The organism is Chryseobacterium sp. T20, from assembly GCF_047345655.1.
GTDB lineage: Bacteria > Bacteroidota > Bacteroidia > Flavobacteriales > Weeksellaceae > Chryseobacterium.
Genome location: NZ_JBLFDU010000006.1, coordinates 227,682 through 245,659 on the forward strand (window position 1 = coordinate 227,682; position 17,978 = coordinate 245,659).

The following is a 17,978-nucleotide window of genomic DNA, read 5'->3' on the forward strand; positions in this document are numbered from 1 at the left end:
AAAGTGTATTCTAAAGATTTTTTCGATATTTATTTTTAAACAAACCAAAAGTTAAAAAACTAAAGAATTAAAATATATAATATGCCCTTCAATTCTGAAAGGGCATATTTTTTAACATTTTTCCAGCACAACAGCTGCATTACATCCTCCAAACCCAGAAGCGGTCTTTAGAATATATTTAATTTCTGCAGTTTGGTTTTCTTTAATGATATTCAAAGGTTGGGTTACTCCTGTTTCCTCAAAATTCTTTGAAGGAAGCAGAGTGCTGTGAAGAGCACTTTCCATAGAAATAATACTTTCCAAAAGTCCGGAAGCGCCAAGGCAATGTCCATAATATCCTTTCATACTGTTGAGCGGAATATGCTGAAGATCCATTCTGTTGAAGGCAATGGCTTCCATTTCGTCATTATATAAAGTAGCCGTTCCGTGGGCAGAAATAAAATCAATTTGTTCCGGAGAAACCTTCGCTTCAGTCATAGCATTTTTAATACTGGCATATAAACCATCACCCGTTCTTGAAGGACCGGAAATATGATTGGCATCATTGACGGCAGAATCTCCCAGGACTTTAAATCTGAATTTCTCGTTTTGTGAGATTGCTTCGTCACTTTGTTCCTCGCAATGACATGAGGTGATATAAACAGCGGCAGCTGCTTCACCGATGTTGATACCGTCTCTGTTTTTATCATAAGGCTGGCAAGGTCCGGAGCCAATGGCCTGAAATGAGTTGAATCCTGAAATAACAAATTCAGAAAGTTCATCACCTGCAATCACAAAGGCATCTTTGTATTTTCCTGCCTGAATCATGTTTTTGGCAACAGAAATTGCCATTACTCCTGAAACACAGGCGTTGGAAACGATAATCGGTTTGGTTTTAAATCCAAAAAAATCAGCAATTTTTTCTGCTAATTTTGATAAATAAACGCCTTCCGGTAATTCGGACTGGTTTTTTAACAGGCTGATATTTCCTTTTGTGGTGGAAAGGATAAAAGCCGTGTCTTCTGATATAGAATGCTTCTCAGCAAGAGGCTGTAAGCTTAAAAGAAGCATCTTCTCCAGTCTTGTGAAATTAATTGTATGCTGAGTGAAGAATCTGTTGAACTCTTCATTCAGTTTATCAGAATCAATCATAGAAGCATAAAAAGCATCCTGATTGTCTATGATTTTATGTAAAGCAACTCCTGACTGTCCTTCTAACAGAGCGTTCCAGTTGGAATCAACATTGAAGCCCAACGGAGTTACACAATTGTAGTCGGTGATATAAATTTCCTTGCTCATGATAATCCCATTTTATCTTTCCAGTTTTGAAAAAACTCCGGATTGTACAGGCATAAACTTCCATTGCTATCGAGAAATACCTGAATGGTTTCTCCACTGCATACCAATTGGTCTTTCTGATTGAAAAGCTCATATCTGTAAATAAGCTTGGCAGAAACAGAATTGATAAAAGTCGTTACGATCTTAAATGTCTCTCCATACTTTAAAGGAAGAAAATGTTCGCAGGTACTTTTTACGATAGGCGTTACATATCCTGCATTCTGAATATCAAGATAAGTAAGACCGTGCAGACGACCGAAAGCTTCTCTTCCGTCTTCAAAATACACGATATAATGTCCATGCCAGACAATTCCCAGCGGATCTGTTTCATTGAATCGTACTCTTACTTCTTCGGTACAGGTTAATATGTTTTCTTTAGACTGCATTTTGTTTTCTTTCATAAAAAATAGAAATAGCTACCGTGGCAATATAGAATAAGAAAAGGAACACCAATTCTTTGGCAATTCCACCAATTCCGCTGTTTCTTAAAATAATATCATAATAGGCATTCAGTCCCCAGTTCATAGGAGAAAATTTGGCTACGGTCTGCATGAATTCCGGCATTAAAAATACAGGAACCCAGATTCCTCCAATGGCTGCCAGGACAACTACAGAGGTTGCTCCAAATGGGGCAGATTGTTCTTGTGTATCGGCTATAGTGCCCAATAAAACTCCAAATCCAATTGCTGCTAATCCTGCAAACAGCGTTACTGTCACAAGCTGGAACATTTTTCCGGATACATCAAAAGCCGGAAGATCCATATAAGGGAAAAGGTAAATTCCAACTGCAACCATCAGTAAAAACTGAATAAGGCAGATGATAAGATAGGTAAATGTTTTTCCTAAAATATGTACAAAATAGGGTGTAGGGCTTATTCTTGCTCTTACACTTGTTCCCTGACTTTTTTCTTTTACCAGATTGATGGATAAAGGGACAACAATAAAGAAGATGGCAAAAAGAGTCCATGCAGGAACGTTATGCTGAACAGAATTCGGCATTACGTCCATTTCTCCTTTCTTGGGAGTGATTTCTTTAAAGCTGATGAGGTTTTTATTTTCGTCAAGATTCTCCGTAGTTCCCAGCTGATCCTGGAATGCTTTGTAGATCTTTTTATTTTCAATCTCAAAAACCATTTTATTCACAGAATTCATCACAGAGTTTTTGAATCCGGCATTGGTAGCAGGGTCAAAGTACAAATGAATTTCTTTGGCTTTGGGAGCTGCTGTTTTTACTTTTGCAGAATCTCCCTCCAGCCCGAATGAACTTACAATGGTCTGAACTTTAGAATCAATATTGGAATTTAAATCTTTTGTTAAATTTTCCGGAATGACAATCGCCATCTGATAATCTCCTGAAAAAACAGCATCCTGAGCCGATTTTTCATTGAAATTGGTCAGTAACTGAAACGTTTTGCTGTTTTCCAGTTCGGCTTTTATATTTTTTGAAACTTCAGATTTGTCCTGATCAATAAAAATAATTGGGATTTTTGAGCCTTCAAGGTTTTTAAAGGTAGAATCCTGAATAAGGGTAATGGTTACAATCAAAAGCAAAGGCATCACAAAGATGATGACGATTCCTCCGATATCTCTTTTCAGCAGAAGAATTTCCTTAATAAAACTTCTCCACAGTTTATACAACAACATCTCTTAATTCTTTTCCGGTTAATGAAATGAAAACGTCTTCCAGGTTTTCGGCATTGGTAATCTGTGACACAAGTTCTTCAGGAGTTCCTACAGCATGAATTTTTCCATGATCGATGATGGCAATTTTTGTACAGAACTCTTCAGCCTCAGAAAGGTGATGGGAAGTATAAATAATGCAGGTTCCCTGTTTATTTAAATCCAGAAGATAATCAATAATTGCTTTTTTAGACTGAACATCCACACCTACAGTCGGTTCATCCAGAAAGAGAACTTTAGGATTGTGAAGGGTTCCTGCGATGAGGTTGCAGCGGCGTTTCATCCCTCCTGAAAACTGTCCTACCTGCTTGTTCGCAAATTTTGAAAGTCCCATGATTTCCAGAGACTCGTCAATGGCTTTTTTAAGCTGATTGTGCTTTAAACCATAAAGGCTTCCGAAAAACATTAGATTTTCTTTAGCCGTAAGCGTTGGATATAAAGCATATTCCTGAGGAACAATTCCGATAATCTGTCTGATTTTAAAACCGTCCTTCTGTGGAGACAAACCATTGATGGTAAATTGTCCTGAAGTAGGTTTTATCAATCCTGAAAGCATTGAAATTAATGTCGTTTTCCCAGCTCCGTTGGGTCCGAGAATTCCATAGATTTCATTTTGGCTGATGTTCAAAGAAATATCATTTACAGAAAAGTCATCAGAATTTTTGTATTTCTTGTATAAGTTTTTGATCTCTATCATATGTTCTGCCATATCAGATCGCTTTTCTTAGTTTTTTATAGAAAGCTTCCTCCAGGTCTGCAATGTGCAGCATCGTTTTTGAAAGTTCGTTATAGATATTGCTTTTGGAGTTTCTGTTTTTATAAACACGGGCAATATCCACGGCAAAGTCTCTCCAAAGGTCACCAATAGAAGTGATTTCTTTTGATAATTCCTTAAGTTCATCGTTTTTAAGAATAACTGCTGCTTCCTGAAGAAATGCACCATAGATAAATCGAAAGCCTCCGCCTCCGGTACCAATTTCCTCCTGCATTCTGATCAATTGTCCCAAATAATGGTTGGTCACTTTTGTTCCTTTCTTTTCTGCCCATTTCGGGATACTTCTGGCTACCCATCTCATGGCTTTTACTCCGATAAGAGGTACTGGTGCCAGCATATTTTTGCAGGTATCCTTAATTCCTTTTTTAATGGCCTCTTCAATATTAATATTTTCAGGAACATACACAGGATAGTACATATGTCCTTTCGGAGGAAGTGCTCCTTTAGCGTATCTTACTTTTTCCAGTTCTGCTTCGGAAAGGGAAGTCGTATAATCCATTACCGGATCACTGATCAGGAATTTTCCGTCTTCTTTTCCGTACACCACAAGGTTGTGGGCATTGAAGTGGAATTTATATTCTTCAGGAAAATAAGTAAGGTTGAAAACACCCACCTGAAGTCCGGTAGGAATATTTTGTTCCAGATTTCTTTCAAGAGCTTTTTGGGCATCCTGAGGATTGGAGAATTTTTCTCTTTTGATTTTAATTCCTAATCTTTTGGCTGCTTTACTGAAAATAGCACCCGGCATCGGACGATAGCTGAAGCCCGGAGCAAAATTCACCTTTAAAAAAGGAAGATAGACAAAAAACAGTCCGGAACCGATTCCGAAGATCATAGGTTCGCTTAGTTTAAGTCCTTTATTAAGCAGTAGATTAGAAGCAACACCGTTTTCGCAATGCGCAGTCTGATGGTGTTCAAAGTTTAATTTCATTTGCTGATTGTATCTTTTCATTGGTCAAATGTAACTGGCATTATTTCTAGCCTCGTTTCATTTATTTTCCGTTGAAGTTTTTTAATTCATCCACTGAAATACCGAATGCATCGGCATATTTTTTCAGTGCATTTTCGCTTAGTGTTTTAAATACTTTGGGTTTAAAATGTCTTTTTACCCTCCATTGCCACATTCCTACATAAGAAGCAAGGACTCCCAGATCCATTTTGTTCAGTTCCATAAAATACACAATGGGACTTGCTATATTATTAGCTACATTTTGCTTTGCTTCCTCAATTCTCTCATAAATAAGTTCCATAGATTCATCCAGAGCAGCTTTCTTGGCATCCCAGCCTGTGCTGTTTGCTGTCGTGTAGTTGTCGTTCTCATCCGTCACATACAGAACTTCAGTCATGTTAGCGGATTTCAGGTTACTTTCGTCTTGAGGCAGGTCTTGTTTTTTCATCTAAATAATGTTTATATTTTTAGATTCCAGATGAAATAAGGCTCACCTGTTTTTTGATTCTTTTAATCAGGTGGCTAAAATAGTGAAAATACATTATATGTAAATCATATTAAATCTGAGGGAGTTATTGCCATGAAATAGAGGCTGTATTATCAATAAATCTCCAGAAATGTGATAGAAACTGTTTTTATTTTTCCCTGTTTAGAAAGAAGCTTTTAACTAATCCTATATAAAAGAATCTTAAAAGAATCCTTTAAAGCTTATTGTTTCTGTTTGTAACAGTTCCTTTGTAACAAGTGTTTATATAAATAAGACTAATGGGTGGAAATTTGGATTGAAAAATAATATTAAATAACTACTATGAAAAAGATTTTTATTTCGGTTTCGCTTTTCTGTATGATCAGCGCAATGGCACAAAAATTTGAGACTCAAAAGCAGACAGATGCTCAAGGGTATACCTATGAAACGGTAAAGAATGACCAGGCCGGAGTGCGTGTGTATACACTGAAAAACGGTTTGAAGGTTTATCTGGCAAAAAATGAGGATGCTCCGAGAATCCAGACTTACATTCCGGTAAGAACAGGATCAAATAATGACCCGAGTGATAACACCGGATTAGCTCACTATCTGGAGCATATGGTTTTCAAAGGAACCTCGCACCTGGGAACTCAGGACTGGGCAAAAGAAAAGGTTTTATTACAGCAGATCTCTGATCTTTATGAGCAGCATAAAGCAGAAAAAGATCCTGAAAAAAAGAAAGAACTTTATAAAAAAATTGACGAAGTTTCTCAGGAAGCCTCCAAATATGCTATCGCTAATGAATATGATAAAGCAATTTCTTCATTAGGAGCTACAGGAACGAATGCCCATACATCACTGGATGAAACGGTGTATAAAAACAATATTCCTTCCAACGAATTGGAAAAATGGTTAAGAGTAGAGAAAGAGCGTTTTTCAGAATTGGTATTACGTCTTTTTCATACAGAGCTTGAAGCGGTATATGAGGAATATAACAGAGCTCAGGATAATGACAGCCGTCTTGTATTCTATTCATTGATGCAGGCTCTTTTCCCAAAACACCCGAACGGACAGCAAACGACAATCGGAACTTCAGAACATTTGAAGAGTCCTTCTATGGAAGCGATCCACAAGTATTTTGACACGTATTATGTGCCTAATAACATGGCTGTAGTATTGGTTGGAGATCTGGATTATGACAAAACTATAAAGTTAGTTGATCAGTATTTCGGAGCATTCAAATACAAAGAACTTCCGATGAAAAAGATGGTTACGGAAGAACCAATGACCAGTATTGTTACCAGAACGGTAAAAAGTCCTACTACACCAAGAATGACCATTGCATGGAGAACAGATTCTTATGGAACTCAGGAAGCAAGGCTGGCAGATGTAGTATCTGAAATTTTAAGTAACAGAGGGGATGCAGGATTAATTGACCTTAACATCAACCAGAAGCAAAAAACACTTGGAGCAGGAGCGTATGAGTCGCCTTACAAAATGTATGGTACATTTGGATTAGTGGTAACTCCTAAAGAAGGTCAAAGCTTTGATGAAGCTAAAAAACTGCTGATGGATCAGTTGGATCTTGTGAAAAAAGGACAGTTCCCGGACTGGATACTGAAAGCTATCGTAAATGATAAAAAAGTTCAGCGCATGAAAAGTTGGGAAACGGCTGATGGTTTAGCGACTGAGTTGTATGATTCCTATATCAATGTAAGAACATGGGAACAGGAGCTTGATGAGATCAATCAGTATGATAAGATCACGAAAGCTGATGTAGTGAAATTTGCCAACGATTTCTTTAAAGATAATTATGTTGTTATTTATAAAGAAAAAGGAGTGAATGATAAGCTTGTACGTGTACAGAACCCTGGAATTACCCCAATTAAACTGAACAGAGAAGCTCAGTCTCCTTTCCTTAAAGATATTCTGAATACAAAAGTGCCGGAAAGTAAGCCGGAATTTATTGATTTTAAAGCAGCCATTCAGACTTCAAAGATCAAAGATAAGACGATAAGTTTTGTGAAGAATAAGTATAATGAGGTTGCTCAAATCAGTTATATTTTCCCTTTCGGAACAGATAATGATAAAGAACTTTCTATTGCAGGAACTCTTTTTGAATATCTTGGAACCGATAAATACACTCCGGAACAGCTGAAAGAAGAATTTTTTAAACTGGGAATCAGCTATAGTCTGAGAACTTCCAACGATCAAATGATTATTACGTTAAGTGGTCTTGAAAGTAATATGAAGAAAGCTGCAGAGCTGATGAACCACTGGATGACGAATGTAAAAGCTGATAAAGCGATTTATGCTCAAACGGTAAAAACAATCTTGGAATCAAGAGCTACTGCCAAGAAAGATAAAGTGAGAATTATGGCAGCGCTTTCAAACTATGCTAAATACGGTAAAAACTCAAGAATGACAGACATCGTTTCGAAAGAACGTCTTGAGAGCATTGACGCCGTAGAATTGATGAAGAAAGTGAAAACGCTGAACCAGTATCCTTATCAGGTGCTTCTTTACGGACAGGATCAGTCAGGTTTGGAAAAAGCGGTGAAACCTTATATCATCAATACGAGCCTTCAGCCGGCACAGGCAAAAGAGTATGCTGAACCTGCTACTGAAGGAAAGGTATACTTCACAAATTATGACATGGTACAGATGGAAATGTCAAAAGTAGCAAAAGCCAGCACTGTAAACCTTGGTAACTTCGGGAAAGCAAATGTTTTCAATGAATACTTCGGAAGAGGATTATCTTCTATCGTTTTCCAGGAGATCAGAGAAAGTAAGTCATTGGCTTACACAGCCTATGTTTCTTATGGAAATGCTTCGGAAAAAGGGAAAGCAAACTATGTTACAAATTATATCGGAACACAGTCCAACAAGCTTCCTTTAGCGGTAAATGCAATGAATGACTTAATGGTATCTTTACCACAAATCCCGGCTCAGTTTGAAAATGCAAGAGGTTCTGCCTTAAAACAGATTGCTTCTAACAGAATCAACAGAACAAATATTTTCTTCAATCAGTTAGCATTGAAAAAATTAGGGGTTGACTATGATATCAGAAAAGATATTTACGCTGAAATTCAGGGATTGACATTGCCACAGCTTACAGGATTCTACAACACTGAAGTAAAACCTGTAAAATACAATACAGCTATTATCGGTAAGAAAGAAAACCTGAATATGGAATCTATCAACAAAATGGGAGAATTCCAGGAAGTATCTCTTGAGGAGATCTTCGGATACTAATCCTTTTGTTTAAAATAATGATAAAAGCGGGACAGAAATGTTCCGCTTTTTTGTTGTTTAAAACTGTTTCTTCCTGACCATCAGAGTTTCACGGATTTATAAAATGTTTCACGTGAAATAATTCATCTGATGATGAGGTTTTTAAGTCTGTAATGTGTTGTTTATCAATTGTTTTGAAAGGTTGTGATGAGTGTGTAAATAAACAAAAACGGACTTTTTTATGTAAGGTTTTTATAATCAATTCAATAGGAGTGGGCTTTAGCCCGCTTAAAAAAAGAGAAAAATCAATTGGCTTTAGCCAAAACCTATATTTTAAACACGAATGACACAAATGAATGCACAAATTTTCACAAATTTATTAGAGAATATAAAATTGATTTAAAACAAAAAGCTGTACAAAATGTACAGCTTTTCTATGTCTATGTTGAATTGACCTTTACGATTTTACTTCCTGAATAAACAGGTTGATCTCCGCTCTGATCAATAATTCATCATTATTAAATGTTTCACAGAAAATGTGGCAGATGTTCTCAAACTGTGAAATGAGCGAAGCTTTGGAAATGATTTTGTCATTCACTTTTGGAAGAGCAAAAATTTCGATCTTCTTAATATTGGTAATGAATCCAATCACTTTAGTATCGGCTTCAGGATTTTCAAAGAAGCTTTGTCCAAGGATAGAAGAGCAGGTTTGAGCCATATTTTCAATAAGGCCAGCTTCTGCAAACTCATTATTGTGAACAAATATATTATCTTCTTTGATTTCAAAGGAAGTCACTACTTTTTCTTTGGTCAGCTCCAGAATGTAGTCTGCCATCAACATCGGTTCACGATGCGGTAAAAAGTTGTGTATATTGATGATATTTTCTTCCTTTATTTCCATTTCCAGTTTATTTTACAGCGGTTTTCATTTGAGATTTTGCAATCACTTCACCGTTCAGTTTGGTAACAATATCTACAAGGGTTACTCCCATTACTTCATTGAGGATGGTAACTTCAGATTTCAGCTGATCTCCCACTTTAGGTAGTATTTCGGCTTCAAAAGACTTGATGGCTCCGATATATCCTGTAGGTGCATCTTTTCCCAGCAGATAATATTTATATCCTGTATGCAGAGCAACGCTCTGTGCCTGGTGCTCAATCAAACCTGAAGCCTGAAAAAATCCGTCCTGGATGAAAAGGTTATCTTCTTTTATTTCAAAACCGGACAAAAGATGGTTTTCAGAATATTCTGATAACTCGTGCACCATCACAAAAGGAAACCTTTGCGGAATAAGACTTTCTACAAAATCTTTATCGGATGTAGGCAGTTTGTTTTCCATTAGCAAACAGTTAATAAAGCACAAGAATATGCGAATCTTCCACTTTCAGGAACACAAAGAAGTACTTTTTCTCCTTTTTTTAGTTTTCCTGAATTCATCAGTTCTTCAAGGGCAATAAATATAGATCCTGCGCCGATGTTTCCAACTTCAGAAAGGTTATAGAACCATTTTTCTGCAGGGAAGTCCATTCCTTTTTTAGCAAATTCCTCTTTCAGTCCGTCTTTAAAGTATCCCGAAGAGATATGAGCCAATACGTGGTCAATTTTTTCCGGATCTAAATTATGTTTGTCAAAAGATGATCTTAAACTTTCTGCTCCTTTTATAAGGATGTATTTATCAAGGATTTTAGTATCCTGTTTGATGGCAAAAATAGATTCCTTCAACCATTCGTCAGAAGGATAATCTGCCCATGATTTCAGGCTTCCGTCTTCCTGTTTTTCACATCCTGCATACATACATGCCTCAATTTCGTGGGCATAAGAATAGAAATCAATGAATTCTACTTTTAAGGAAGTACTGTTTTCTCTAGGTTTATTTTCTAATAAAAAAGCACCTGCTCCGTCAGAAAGCATCCATCTCAGGAATTCTCTTTTGAAAGCAATGATAGGTCTTTCCTCCAATAATTTTAAATTTTCAGCCTCGTGGTTGAATTTGTCAGCAGTCATCCATGCAGACATTCTTTCAGAACCTGCACATACTGCGTTGTCCTGTACACCAGCTTTTACAGAAAGGAATCCATAGTTGAGCGCATTCATTCCTGAGTTGCAAAGACCTGTTGAAGTATTAATTTCAATAGATTTTCCGATGTTCAGTTCACCATGTACCATAGAAGCGTGAGAAGGCTGGATCTGATCCGGTGAAGTAGTTCCTACCGATAATAATTTCATATCTTCCTTTTTGAAATTTTCGTCAAAAAGTCCTTCGATGGCTTTGGCAGTAAGCTGCGCATTAGAGTGGGTAGGGTTTCCTTCTTTGTCTAAGGCGTAGTATCTTGTCGTGATTTTATTATTTCTTAGGATAAGTGATTTTGCTTTAGATGGCGCATCATTGATAAGCCCAAGATAAGTCTCCATTTCATCATTCGCTACCGGCTCATTGGGTAAGTATTTTGATGCTTTTGTTATAAATACGTCGTACATTCTATTTTAAATTAATTCCTTGTAAATATCTTTTTTGTTTTTGTCTTTTAAACCAAAATATAGGGGTTGTAAGCAGGTGTAAAACCAAAACGACAGGTGAGATAATCCATATCGCTGCCATCAAATATACCTTAAAGAATTTTATCAGCAATGGACGTTTCTCTTTTTTCTTGATAATCAGGTTGGACCATACTGTAAAAATTTTGTTTCCTACCTTTTCTACGCGTACTAAAAACGCACGGATTTCAATCGCTCCGTTTTTCACAAGATCCGGTTGTAAACTGTTAAGGTCGTTATTATTAAAATGTCTTTCAATAATCTCGCCATACTTTACAGAACCTGTGATTTCTTCATCGGAAACTCCTGCAGCAGGAAGCATTCCAGATTTTTCTTTCTGACCTGTAGTAAGCCATCGGAGAATCGTTAATACGCTGGTGTAATTGTCGTGTCTGTCTACCAAAGCAATATTTCCTACGAGTTTAGCCTGTAAATCTCTTAAGTAAACCTTTAATTTTTCCTGGGAAAGCATCCACATATTTCTGGTTCCTGAGATGGTAACTACAGGAGTATCTTTAAGGATTTGTTTTGCATAATCACTCTTTAAGAAAGAAATAATAGGAATGGATGGTGTGAGATACCATACCTGATACCCGAATAGAATAAGGTCGTACTTTTTGTTCAGAATTTCTTCTGAAGGAGGAAGGATTTCTTTTGGAATCTGCAGATAAGATTCAGGAAAAGTGTTGAAAAAGACATCGCCTGGCCAGGGAAAAGGAAAATCTTCCTTTAGCTGAATGTTGTAATACGTAACATCATAAGCCTCCTTTTTAGCTTCAAAAGGTTGGGCTATATTTCTCACGATATCTTCGAGTTGTCCGGTTTGTGAATAATATATGACAAGTATATTTTTCTTCATTAGTTTTCTTTAGCGTTTACAAAAATATGTTTTTCATATTTATTATTTGGTTTTAAATACTTTTAATGATTCAGAACTAAATTTTAGTGCATAATTATCACTTTCAAAAGAATCACTTTTTGTATTTACAAAAATGATCGTTTCCGGCAGCTCCTGAATATCATTCCATGTAAAACGATCATGGGAGACCAAAAGTACATCAATCTTTTTGCTTACCTCAGAAAGGTCTTTTATATACTGTATTTTTCTTCTTTTTACCAGATAGCTGTGTGCTGCTGTTGCTCTTTTTTCATCATTCTGAATCAGAGAAAAAACTCTTCGGCTGGCCTGGTATAAAGTTAATAATGCATCCTTCTGTCCAAAATCATCGGCCAAATGAAGAATATTGGCGTCATTTGAAATATGCTTGTTCAGTTCGAAATATACTGATTTATTGGTGTTAAAATCTTCTTTTACTTCTTTTACCATTTCGCTGTCTTTGTAAAGATAGCTCATGAATAATTTCTTTTTAAAATAATTCTCATCCTCAATCTCTTCACGCAGTTTGGCGAATTCTTCTCTGAAATAGGCGTTGATCTTCTTTGTTCTTTCAGAATAGTTTTTACCAAAACTTATGTCGTCTTTGCTGATTCTGTTGCCCACTTTTACCGTAATGCTTCCGTCATAGATAATGAAATCTCCTTTCGGTAATACTTCAGAGTTTCCGTGGATGTAAAGTGGAAGAATATCCAGTCCGAATTGCTCGGCAAGATAAAATGCTCCTTTATGAAACCTTTTCACATCATTGGTATAGGAACGTTCTGCTTCCGGAAAAACAACCAATGAATATCCTTGTGCAATTTTTTCTTTCAGTTTGTCCATTCCATTCTCGATTCCCTGAGAAACAGGATAAAAGCCCAAAGCTCTTACCAGTTTTCCAAAAACAGGAGACTCGTATACCCAATCATTCACCAGATAAATAATTTTGTGGGTTGCCATTGCAATAGCCAGTGTATCCAGAAAAGACGTATGGTTGGCAATAATGACAGCAGGTTTGCTGAAATCTTCGGACAGATTTTTAATCACTCTTTTCTTTACAAAAGGAGTAATATAAAGTACAGATGTTAAAAACTTAGCAAGAATTAATTTGATAATATCTAATGTTCTTCCCTTTGAGTTCTTGATAAATAAGCTTCCGACAGCAGAAAATACCAATCCGCCTAATCCATAATATAAAAACGAGAACACTGCCCGCAGAAATAACCTGAACGTAATCGGAGAAAGTCCTTTTTTTGCCCGGTTGGTAATCAATAATCTGAACCAGAAAGGATATAGAGTAGAAGTGATAATAATGACTGAGAACATTCCGATCAGGGCAACTAACGCTAAGGAATGCAATGCAGGATGCTTAGCGAAGATTAATGATCCAATGGAAAGTATTGTGGTGAAAACGGCAAGAATAATGGATGTTCTGTACGTTGGTAATTCATTCTTTCCTGTGGTGTGTTCTTTTTGCATCGCCTGCGTCAGGAAAATACTGAAATCATCTCCTACTCCAAATACAAGAGTACAAACCACAGTACTGAAAATATTTAATTCCAATCCTAAGAAATAAAGAATTCCGGCTGTCACCACTCCTGTTAAAACAATTGGAAACATGGTGAGAATTGTTAATTCAAAATTTCTGAAGAATACAATAATCGTCAGGACAATAGCTAAAAGTGAATAATTGATGAGCGTATTGAAATCTCTTTTCAGTAATCCCAGGAAATTTTCATTCATCTGCTGACGGTCAATCGCAATCGCATCATGCTTCTTTTCGATATCTTTAATGAAAGTATCTCTTTTTTTCTCGTCTACTTTTACCACATTTGAAACGGTGTAGAAACCATTTTCATTGCTCATGAATTCTGAAATCTGAAGCGCTTTTACTTTTTGATACTCTTTCAGACTCAATGCGGAATAATTTTTATGCAAAACTTCATTGAAACCATCAAAAGCGGAACTGTTGAAGCCAAATTTATTTCCATTGTTGACCAGTTCGGAAATGGTCTGATTTTTCTTCTGGTCATTCCAGAATCGATTCCATTCCTCAATTTTCTTCTGTTGGTCTTTTTCTGAAAGCACAACACTTCCTATAGAGTTATAGCTTAAAATTTTGCCTTCTTTTTTCTCTTTTTCAAGGAAGCTGCTCAGTTCAGAATTTCTGCTTAAAGCCTGTTTTTCAGAATCACCATAAGAAATAGTATAGATTGACTTTGAAGTAATGTCAGAAAGCTTCTGCAGTTTTGCTTCACTGATTTTTAATTCTTTGGGAATATAATTCAGATCACCTATGTCTTCATTAAAGCCTACATGCCTGAATCCAAACAGACAGGCAAGAATAATAATGGAACAGCCTATAATCAAAGGCTTATTTTTCTCGTACGGATAAGATCCGATCTTGTCAATAAAGTTGGTATTAAGGTGCTCTCCTTTTTCTTTTGGCTTGTAAAGCTGGGGAACGATAATTAAAGCTGTGATTGAAGAAAGAATCACGGTAATGGCCGCAAAAAGTCCTAAGTCCTTCAATGCTTCAGAACGAACAAAAACCAGACATAAGAAGGAAACGGCTGTTGTTGCACTACTCAATATAATAGGCTGCGTAATTTCTTTGTAAAGCTCTTCAATATTATTGTTGTGCTTATAATGGGTAAGAATATGCAGGGCATAATCAATGGTAATCCCAATCAGAATAGCTCCCACACTCAGTGAAATTGCCGAAATCTTATCTTTAATAAAATAAAGAACCAATAAAGCAAGCAGTACAGAAAATACTGTCGGTAAAAAAACAATGATGGGAGTAAAGATATTTCTGAAATAATAGATCAGTAGAACCAGAAGAACCGTCATGGAAATAACTACTGTGTTCTGAATATCTTTTTTGATCTGCTTCGCATTGGCCACAGCAATCACCGGAGAACCGAAATAGCTGATCTCTGTTTTTCCTTTGAATTGTTTGTTGATGCCGTCTTTGATGGAATTAAGCTGATCTACAAATACCTCATTGGCTTTTGTGTCATTACTTTTGTTTTTAGGATCAATGAAAAGTAAGAGGTTCTTACCATCTTTAGTTACAATATAGCTGTCTTCAAGTTTAAAGTCTTTACTGATGTTTAATGCATTTAATTTTTTTATCCCCAAAAGAGTAAGCCCCAGAGGATCTTTTTTTATAAACTCTTTAGTGACAAGGCTTGTGGGAGAAACCAATGATATATAATTATTCTCTACCTGCCTGGCAATGCTGTCTTTCTGAAGTTTTCGGTCTATTTCCTTATAATCATTCTCATTAAGGAATAAAGGTAAATTCTGATTAACAAAATCAAAGGTTTCGGAGATTTCATTATCATTCACTTTGCCCTGAACAGAACCGATGTATTTCTGTAAAGGCTCAATTTTTTTCAGGAAAGTATCTGCCGTTTCAGAAAGCTGGAAACTGTCTTCACTGGATTTATTTTCTATAATAACAATAATCTTATCCGAAAAATTAAGCTGCTTAAGAACCTTTGCTGTAAGATCAGATTTTTCATTTTTAGGAATAATCTGGTTGATATCTTCCTCAAAATTGATCTTTGATGCAAAGAACGTGCATAAGATGGCAATTCCTAAAGCTGTAAACACAGACAGGATTTTATTTTTAGAAATCAGATAATATAAAAATATAAAAAAGCGATGCATTGCATTTAAATCAAGTCTGCAAATTTAATTTTTTAAGCATTAGTTCAAAATAGTTAGCGATAAGTTTTAACTGAAAATCAATAAAATATTCTAGGAAGAATGAAAAAATATTCTACTTTTGCAAAAGTTCCCTTTTGAAAAAATGTATTTTAAACCACCATTATTATTAAAAAAATAAGAATCTGTTTTAGATATGTTGAAAAGAAATGATGAAAAAATAAACGGATTTCTATTTGTAATAGTACTTCCGCTTCTGTTGTTTTCGATGTCTTATTATGGATTTGAATCTTCCTATACAAGACTGAAAACATCAGAGACAACCCCTGATTTTTTATTTTCCTCGGTATATGCTTACAGAGTGATTCCCAATTATCTGAGTGTACAGATGACAGATTTGATGTACAATCTGATCAACGGGCCTCTTTCTTTCTTCAAAGATTTTTTGTCAAAAAACGGAACCCCTTTTTATCATGGGCTTTTCCTGATGAACAGCGTGTTCTTTGTTTTGTGTTCTTTGATTTTGAATGCTATTTTCCGGATGAAATCAATAGGTCTTCTTCTGAATCTTAATGCAAGGAGGATTATTCATCTCCTGTCTGTGTTTTTTATTGTGATCACGCAGTATGCCCCTACAAACTGTGACACCATTGCACTCTTCTGTTATTTGGCAGGTGTATTTTTAACCCTGAAATATTTAGATACCCAAAAAAATATTTTCTTTTTTATGCTCATTGGTCTTATTGGAATCTCTACTTTGGTAAGAGAAACCGCTTGTCTGAATATAGCCTTTTTTGCAGCAGTATTTTTCAATATAGATGAATTGAAAAAAGGAAATTATCAGGTAATCTGGAAAATTATACCTTTGGTTGTTGCTTTTCTGATTCCCTATCTGGGATTGAGAGCTCTGCTTGTTCAGGATGAAACTACTTTTGTGGAAGGGTTTTATATTAACAGGAACTTTTCCAGTCCTTTCAACCTTGCAGGATTGGTCTTTGCATTAATTGTGATTTATTTTATATATGGTCTTTGTACAGAAGAAGAAAACAGAAGTGTTTTTGGAAAGTATTTTTTCTTTTCCATTCCTTATCTTCTTATGATTACTTTAGTAGGGCTGTTCTGGGAAGTGAGGCTTTTCCTGCCTTTAATTCTGACCGGAATAATCACAGCATATCATCAGTTTAAAAAAAACATCCGAGATCTAGCATGAGTTTACTACATCCATATTATATAATTGCAATCGTCTATATGCTGTTCTTCAGTGTTCAGGAAGTATATGGAAAGAAGGTTGATAAAAAATGGTTCTGGTTCCTTGCTGTTTATTTTATTATTATTGTTGGTTTCAGAGACAGCGTAGGTCCGGATTACGGAAGTTACAAAGGAATTTATATTTACTCTGATACCAAAAGCTATTACAGTATCTTTATGAAGATGCTCCATATGGAAGGGACGGAAACTCTGGATGTGGAATGGCTGTATACCTTGATTAATAAAGTTCTTCTCAACTTTTTTGATGCACCTTTTTATATGGTAACATTTGTCATTGCTGTTTTTGCAATGATCTTTAAAGTAGAATATACAGAAGACAATACTTTTTATCCTTTTACTTTTACTCTTTTCATGTTTATTCCCAACTTCTTTATCGGGGAAAGTGGGCAGATCAGACAAAACCTGGGAACTTTTATCGTTTATTTTGCAATACGGTATATTAAAGAACGAAAACTCTGGCATTACCTGTTTTTTATATTCATAGGATCTGGTATACACAGTGTTTGTTATTTATTCCTGCCGATGTATTGGCTGGCTCGCATTCCGTTGAATAGAACGGTGATGTTGATTATGATTGTGGGTTCTGTCTTTTTATCTCCTTTTGAAATCTATAGGAGTTTTGGAGGTTTCTTAGATGGTATGGCCTCTAACAGTACACTTGTAGAGGGTTTTAATGGATATATGGATGAAACGGTGCAGCGACTTAACGGGGGAATTGGAATCCCGGAGGTCATGATGGCTATCCTTACCTTCTTCCTTTTTGTTTTTGATAACAAGATGAAAGAACTTTATCCCTACTATGAATACCATAGAAGCTATGCTGTAATCGGGATATGCCTTTATTTTATTTTTAGAAATAACCCTATCTTCTCATCCAGACTTGCAGGAGCATTTATTGGATTCTCGTATATCATTATTCCGAATGCAATGTATGTTGTTTCCGGAAGGGTTAAAAATATGATTTACGCCTTTATCATTGCGCTTGTCGTCTTCAATTTTGTTATCTTCTCTATGTTTAATAATATCAAAGCCGGACGATTCTCAATTGATCGTTATCAGAATCATATTCTTCCATAGAATTTTGAAGGTTAAAATATAAAGGCAGCTTAGGGCTGTCTTTTTTTTGTGAGAAAACTTTATTGGAGTTTGTTTTGTTTATTGGGTTTTATGTTAAATTATTAATAATGTAATTTAAATATG

General features: G+C 35.8%; 14 protein-coding genes. 3 read left to right on the top strand and 11 right to left on the bottom strand.

Going from position 1 to position 17,978, the window contains the following annotated elements; genetic code table 11:
• Positions 1 to 111 precede the first annotated feature (111 nt).
• The 6 genes from ACMA47_RS15680 to ACMA47_RS15705 form a co-directional block, all read right to left on the bottom strand.
• On the bottom strand, positions 112 to 1,278 hold the full coding sequence (locus tag ACMA47_RS15680; protein WP_413930507.1) for a beta-ketoacyl synthase N-terminal-like domain-containing protein: 1,167 nt from the start codon (positions 1,276 to 1,278) through the stop codon (positions 112 to 114).
• The gene (locus tag ACMA47_RS15685; protein ID WP_413930508.1) at positions 1,275 to 1,718 is read right to left on the bottom strand and encodes an acyl-CoA thioesterase; all 444 of its coding nucleotides are present in this window, start codon (positions 1,716 to 1,718) and stop codon (positions 1,275 to 1,277) included. Before ACMA47_RS15685 ends, ACMA47_RS15680 begins: the two co-directional genes overlap by 4 nt.
• Positions 1,693 to 2,961 carry an ABC transporter permease gene (locus tag ACMA47_RS15690; RefSeq protein ID WP_129040652.1) on the bottom strand — a complete coding sequence of 423 codons (1,269 nt, stop codon included), beginning with the start codon at positions 2,959 to 2,961 and terminating at the stop codon, positions 1,693 to 1,695. The genes ACMA47_RS15685 and ACMA47_RS15690 overlap by 26 nt, the downstream gene beginning before the upstream one ends.
• The gene (locus ACMA47_RS15695) at positions 2,948 to 3,706 is read right to left on the bottom strand and encodes an ABC transporter ATP-binding protein (RefSeq protein ID WP_413930509.1); all 759 of its coding nucleotides are present in this window, start codon (positions 3,704 to 3,706) and stop codon (positions 2,948 to 2,950) included. Before ACMA47_RS15695 ends, ACMA47_RS15690 begins: the two co-directional genes overlap by 14 nt.
• 1 nt (position 3,707) lies before the next feature.
• Positions 3,708 to 4,703 carry a BtrH N-terminal domain-containing protein gene (locus ACMA47_RS15700; protein WP_413930510.1) on the bottom strand — a complete coding sequence of 332 codons (996 nt, stop codon included), beginning with the start codon at positions 4,701 to 4,703 and terminating at the stop codon, positions 3,708 to 3,710.
• Positions 4,704 to 4,764: 61 nt separating this feature from the next.
• Positions 4,765 to 5,169 (bottom strand): hypothetical protein, encoded by a 405-nt coding sequence (locus ACMA47_RS15705; RefSeq protein ID WP_114821710.1) that lies wholly within the window; start codon positions 5,167 to 5,169, stop codon positions 4,765 to 4,767.
• Positions 5,170 to 5,529: 360 nt separating this feature from the next.
• Here ACMA47_RS15705 and ACMA47_RS15710 point away from each other — a divergent pair, with 360 nt between their 5' ends.
• A complete protein-coding gene (locus ACMA47_RS15710) occupies positions 5,530 to 8,442 on the top strand; it encodes a M16 family metallopeptidase (protein WP_413930511.1) in 2,913 nt (970 codons plus the stop codon).
• Between the two features lie 436 nt (positions 8,443 to 8,878).
• Here the strand turns inward: ACMA47_RS15710 and ACMA47_RS15715 are convergent, their stop codons facing one another.
• Genes ACMA47_RS15715 through ACMA47_RS15735 form a run of 5 tightly spaced genes read right to left on the bottom strand, consistent with a single transcriptional unit; the run spans position 8,879 to position 15,455 of the window.
• Complete coding sequence (locus ACMA47_RS15715; protein WP_034692429.1) at positions 8,879 to 9,322, bottom strand: ABC transporter permease; 444 nt, start codon at positions 9,320 to 9,322, stop codon at positions 8,879 to 8,881.
• Positions 9,323 to 9,329: 7 nt separating this feature from the next.
• On the bottom strand, positions 9,330 to 9,761 hold the full coding sequence (locus ACMA47_RS15720; RefSeq protein ID WP_413930512.1) for a hypothetical protein: 432 nt from the start codon (positions 9,759 to 9,761) through the stop codon (positions 9,330 to 9,332).
• Positions 9,761 to 10,900 (bottom strand): beta-ketoacyl-ACP synthase III, encoded by a 1,140-nt coding sequence (locus ACMA47_RS15725; protein WP_413930513.1) that lies wholly within the window; start codon positions 10,898 to 10,900, stop codon positions 9,761 to 9,763. Before ACMA47_RS15725 ends, ACMA47_RS15720 begins: the two co-directional genes overlap by 1 nt.
• Position 10,901: 1 nt before the next feature.
• On the bottom strand, positions 10,902 to 11,816 hold the full coding sequence (locus ACMA47_RS15730; protein WP_034692424.1) for a hypothetical protein: 915 nt from the start codon (positions 11,814 to 11,816) through the stop codon (positions 10,902 to 10,904).
• A 42-nt stretch (positions 11,817 to 11,858) separates the two neighbouring features.
• A complete protein-coding gene (locus ACMA47_RS15735) occupies positions 11,859 to 15,455 on the bottom strand; it encodes an MMPL family transporter (RefSeq protein ID WP_413930514.1) in 3,597 nt (1,198 codons plus the stop codon).
• 250 nt (positions 15,456 to 15,705) lie between these two features.
• Here ACMA47_RS15735 and ACMA47_RS15740 point away from each other — a divergent pair, with 250 nt between their 5' ends.
• Positions 15,706 to 16,719, top strand: coding sequence for a hypothetical protein (locus ACMA47_RS15740; protein WP_413930515.1), 1,014 nt, complete (start codon positions 15,706 to 15,708; stop codon positions 16,717 to 16,719).
• Positions 16,716 to 17,855 carry an EpsG family protein gene (locus ACMA47_RS15745; RefSeq protein WP_253317175.1) on the top strand — a complete coding sequence of 380 codons (1,140 nt, stop codon included), beginning with the start codon at positions 16,716 to 16,718 and terminating at the stop codon, positions 17,853 to 17,855. The genes ACMA47_RS15740 and ACMA47_RS15745 overlap by 4 nt, the downstream gene beginning before the upstream one ends.
• Positions 17,856 to 17,978 lie beyond the last annotated feature (123 nt).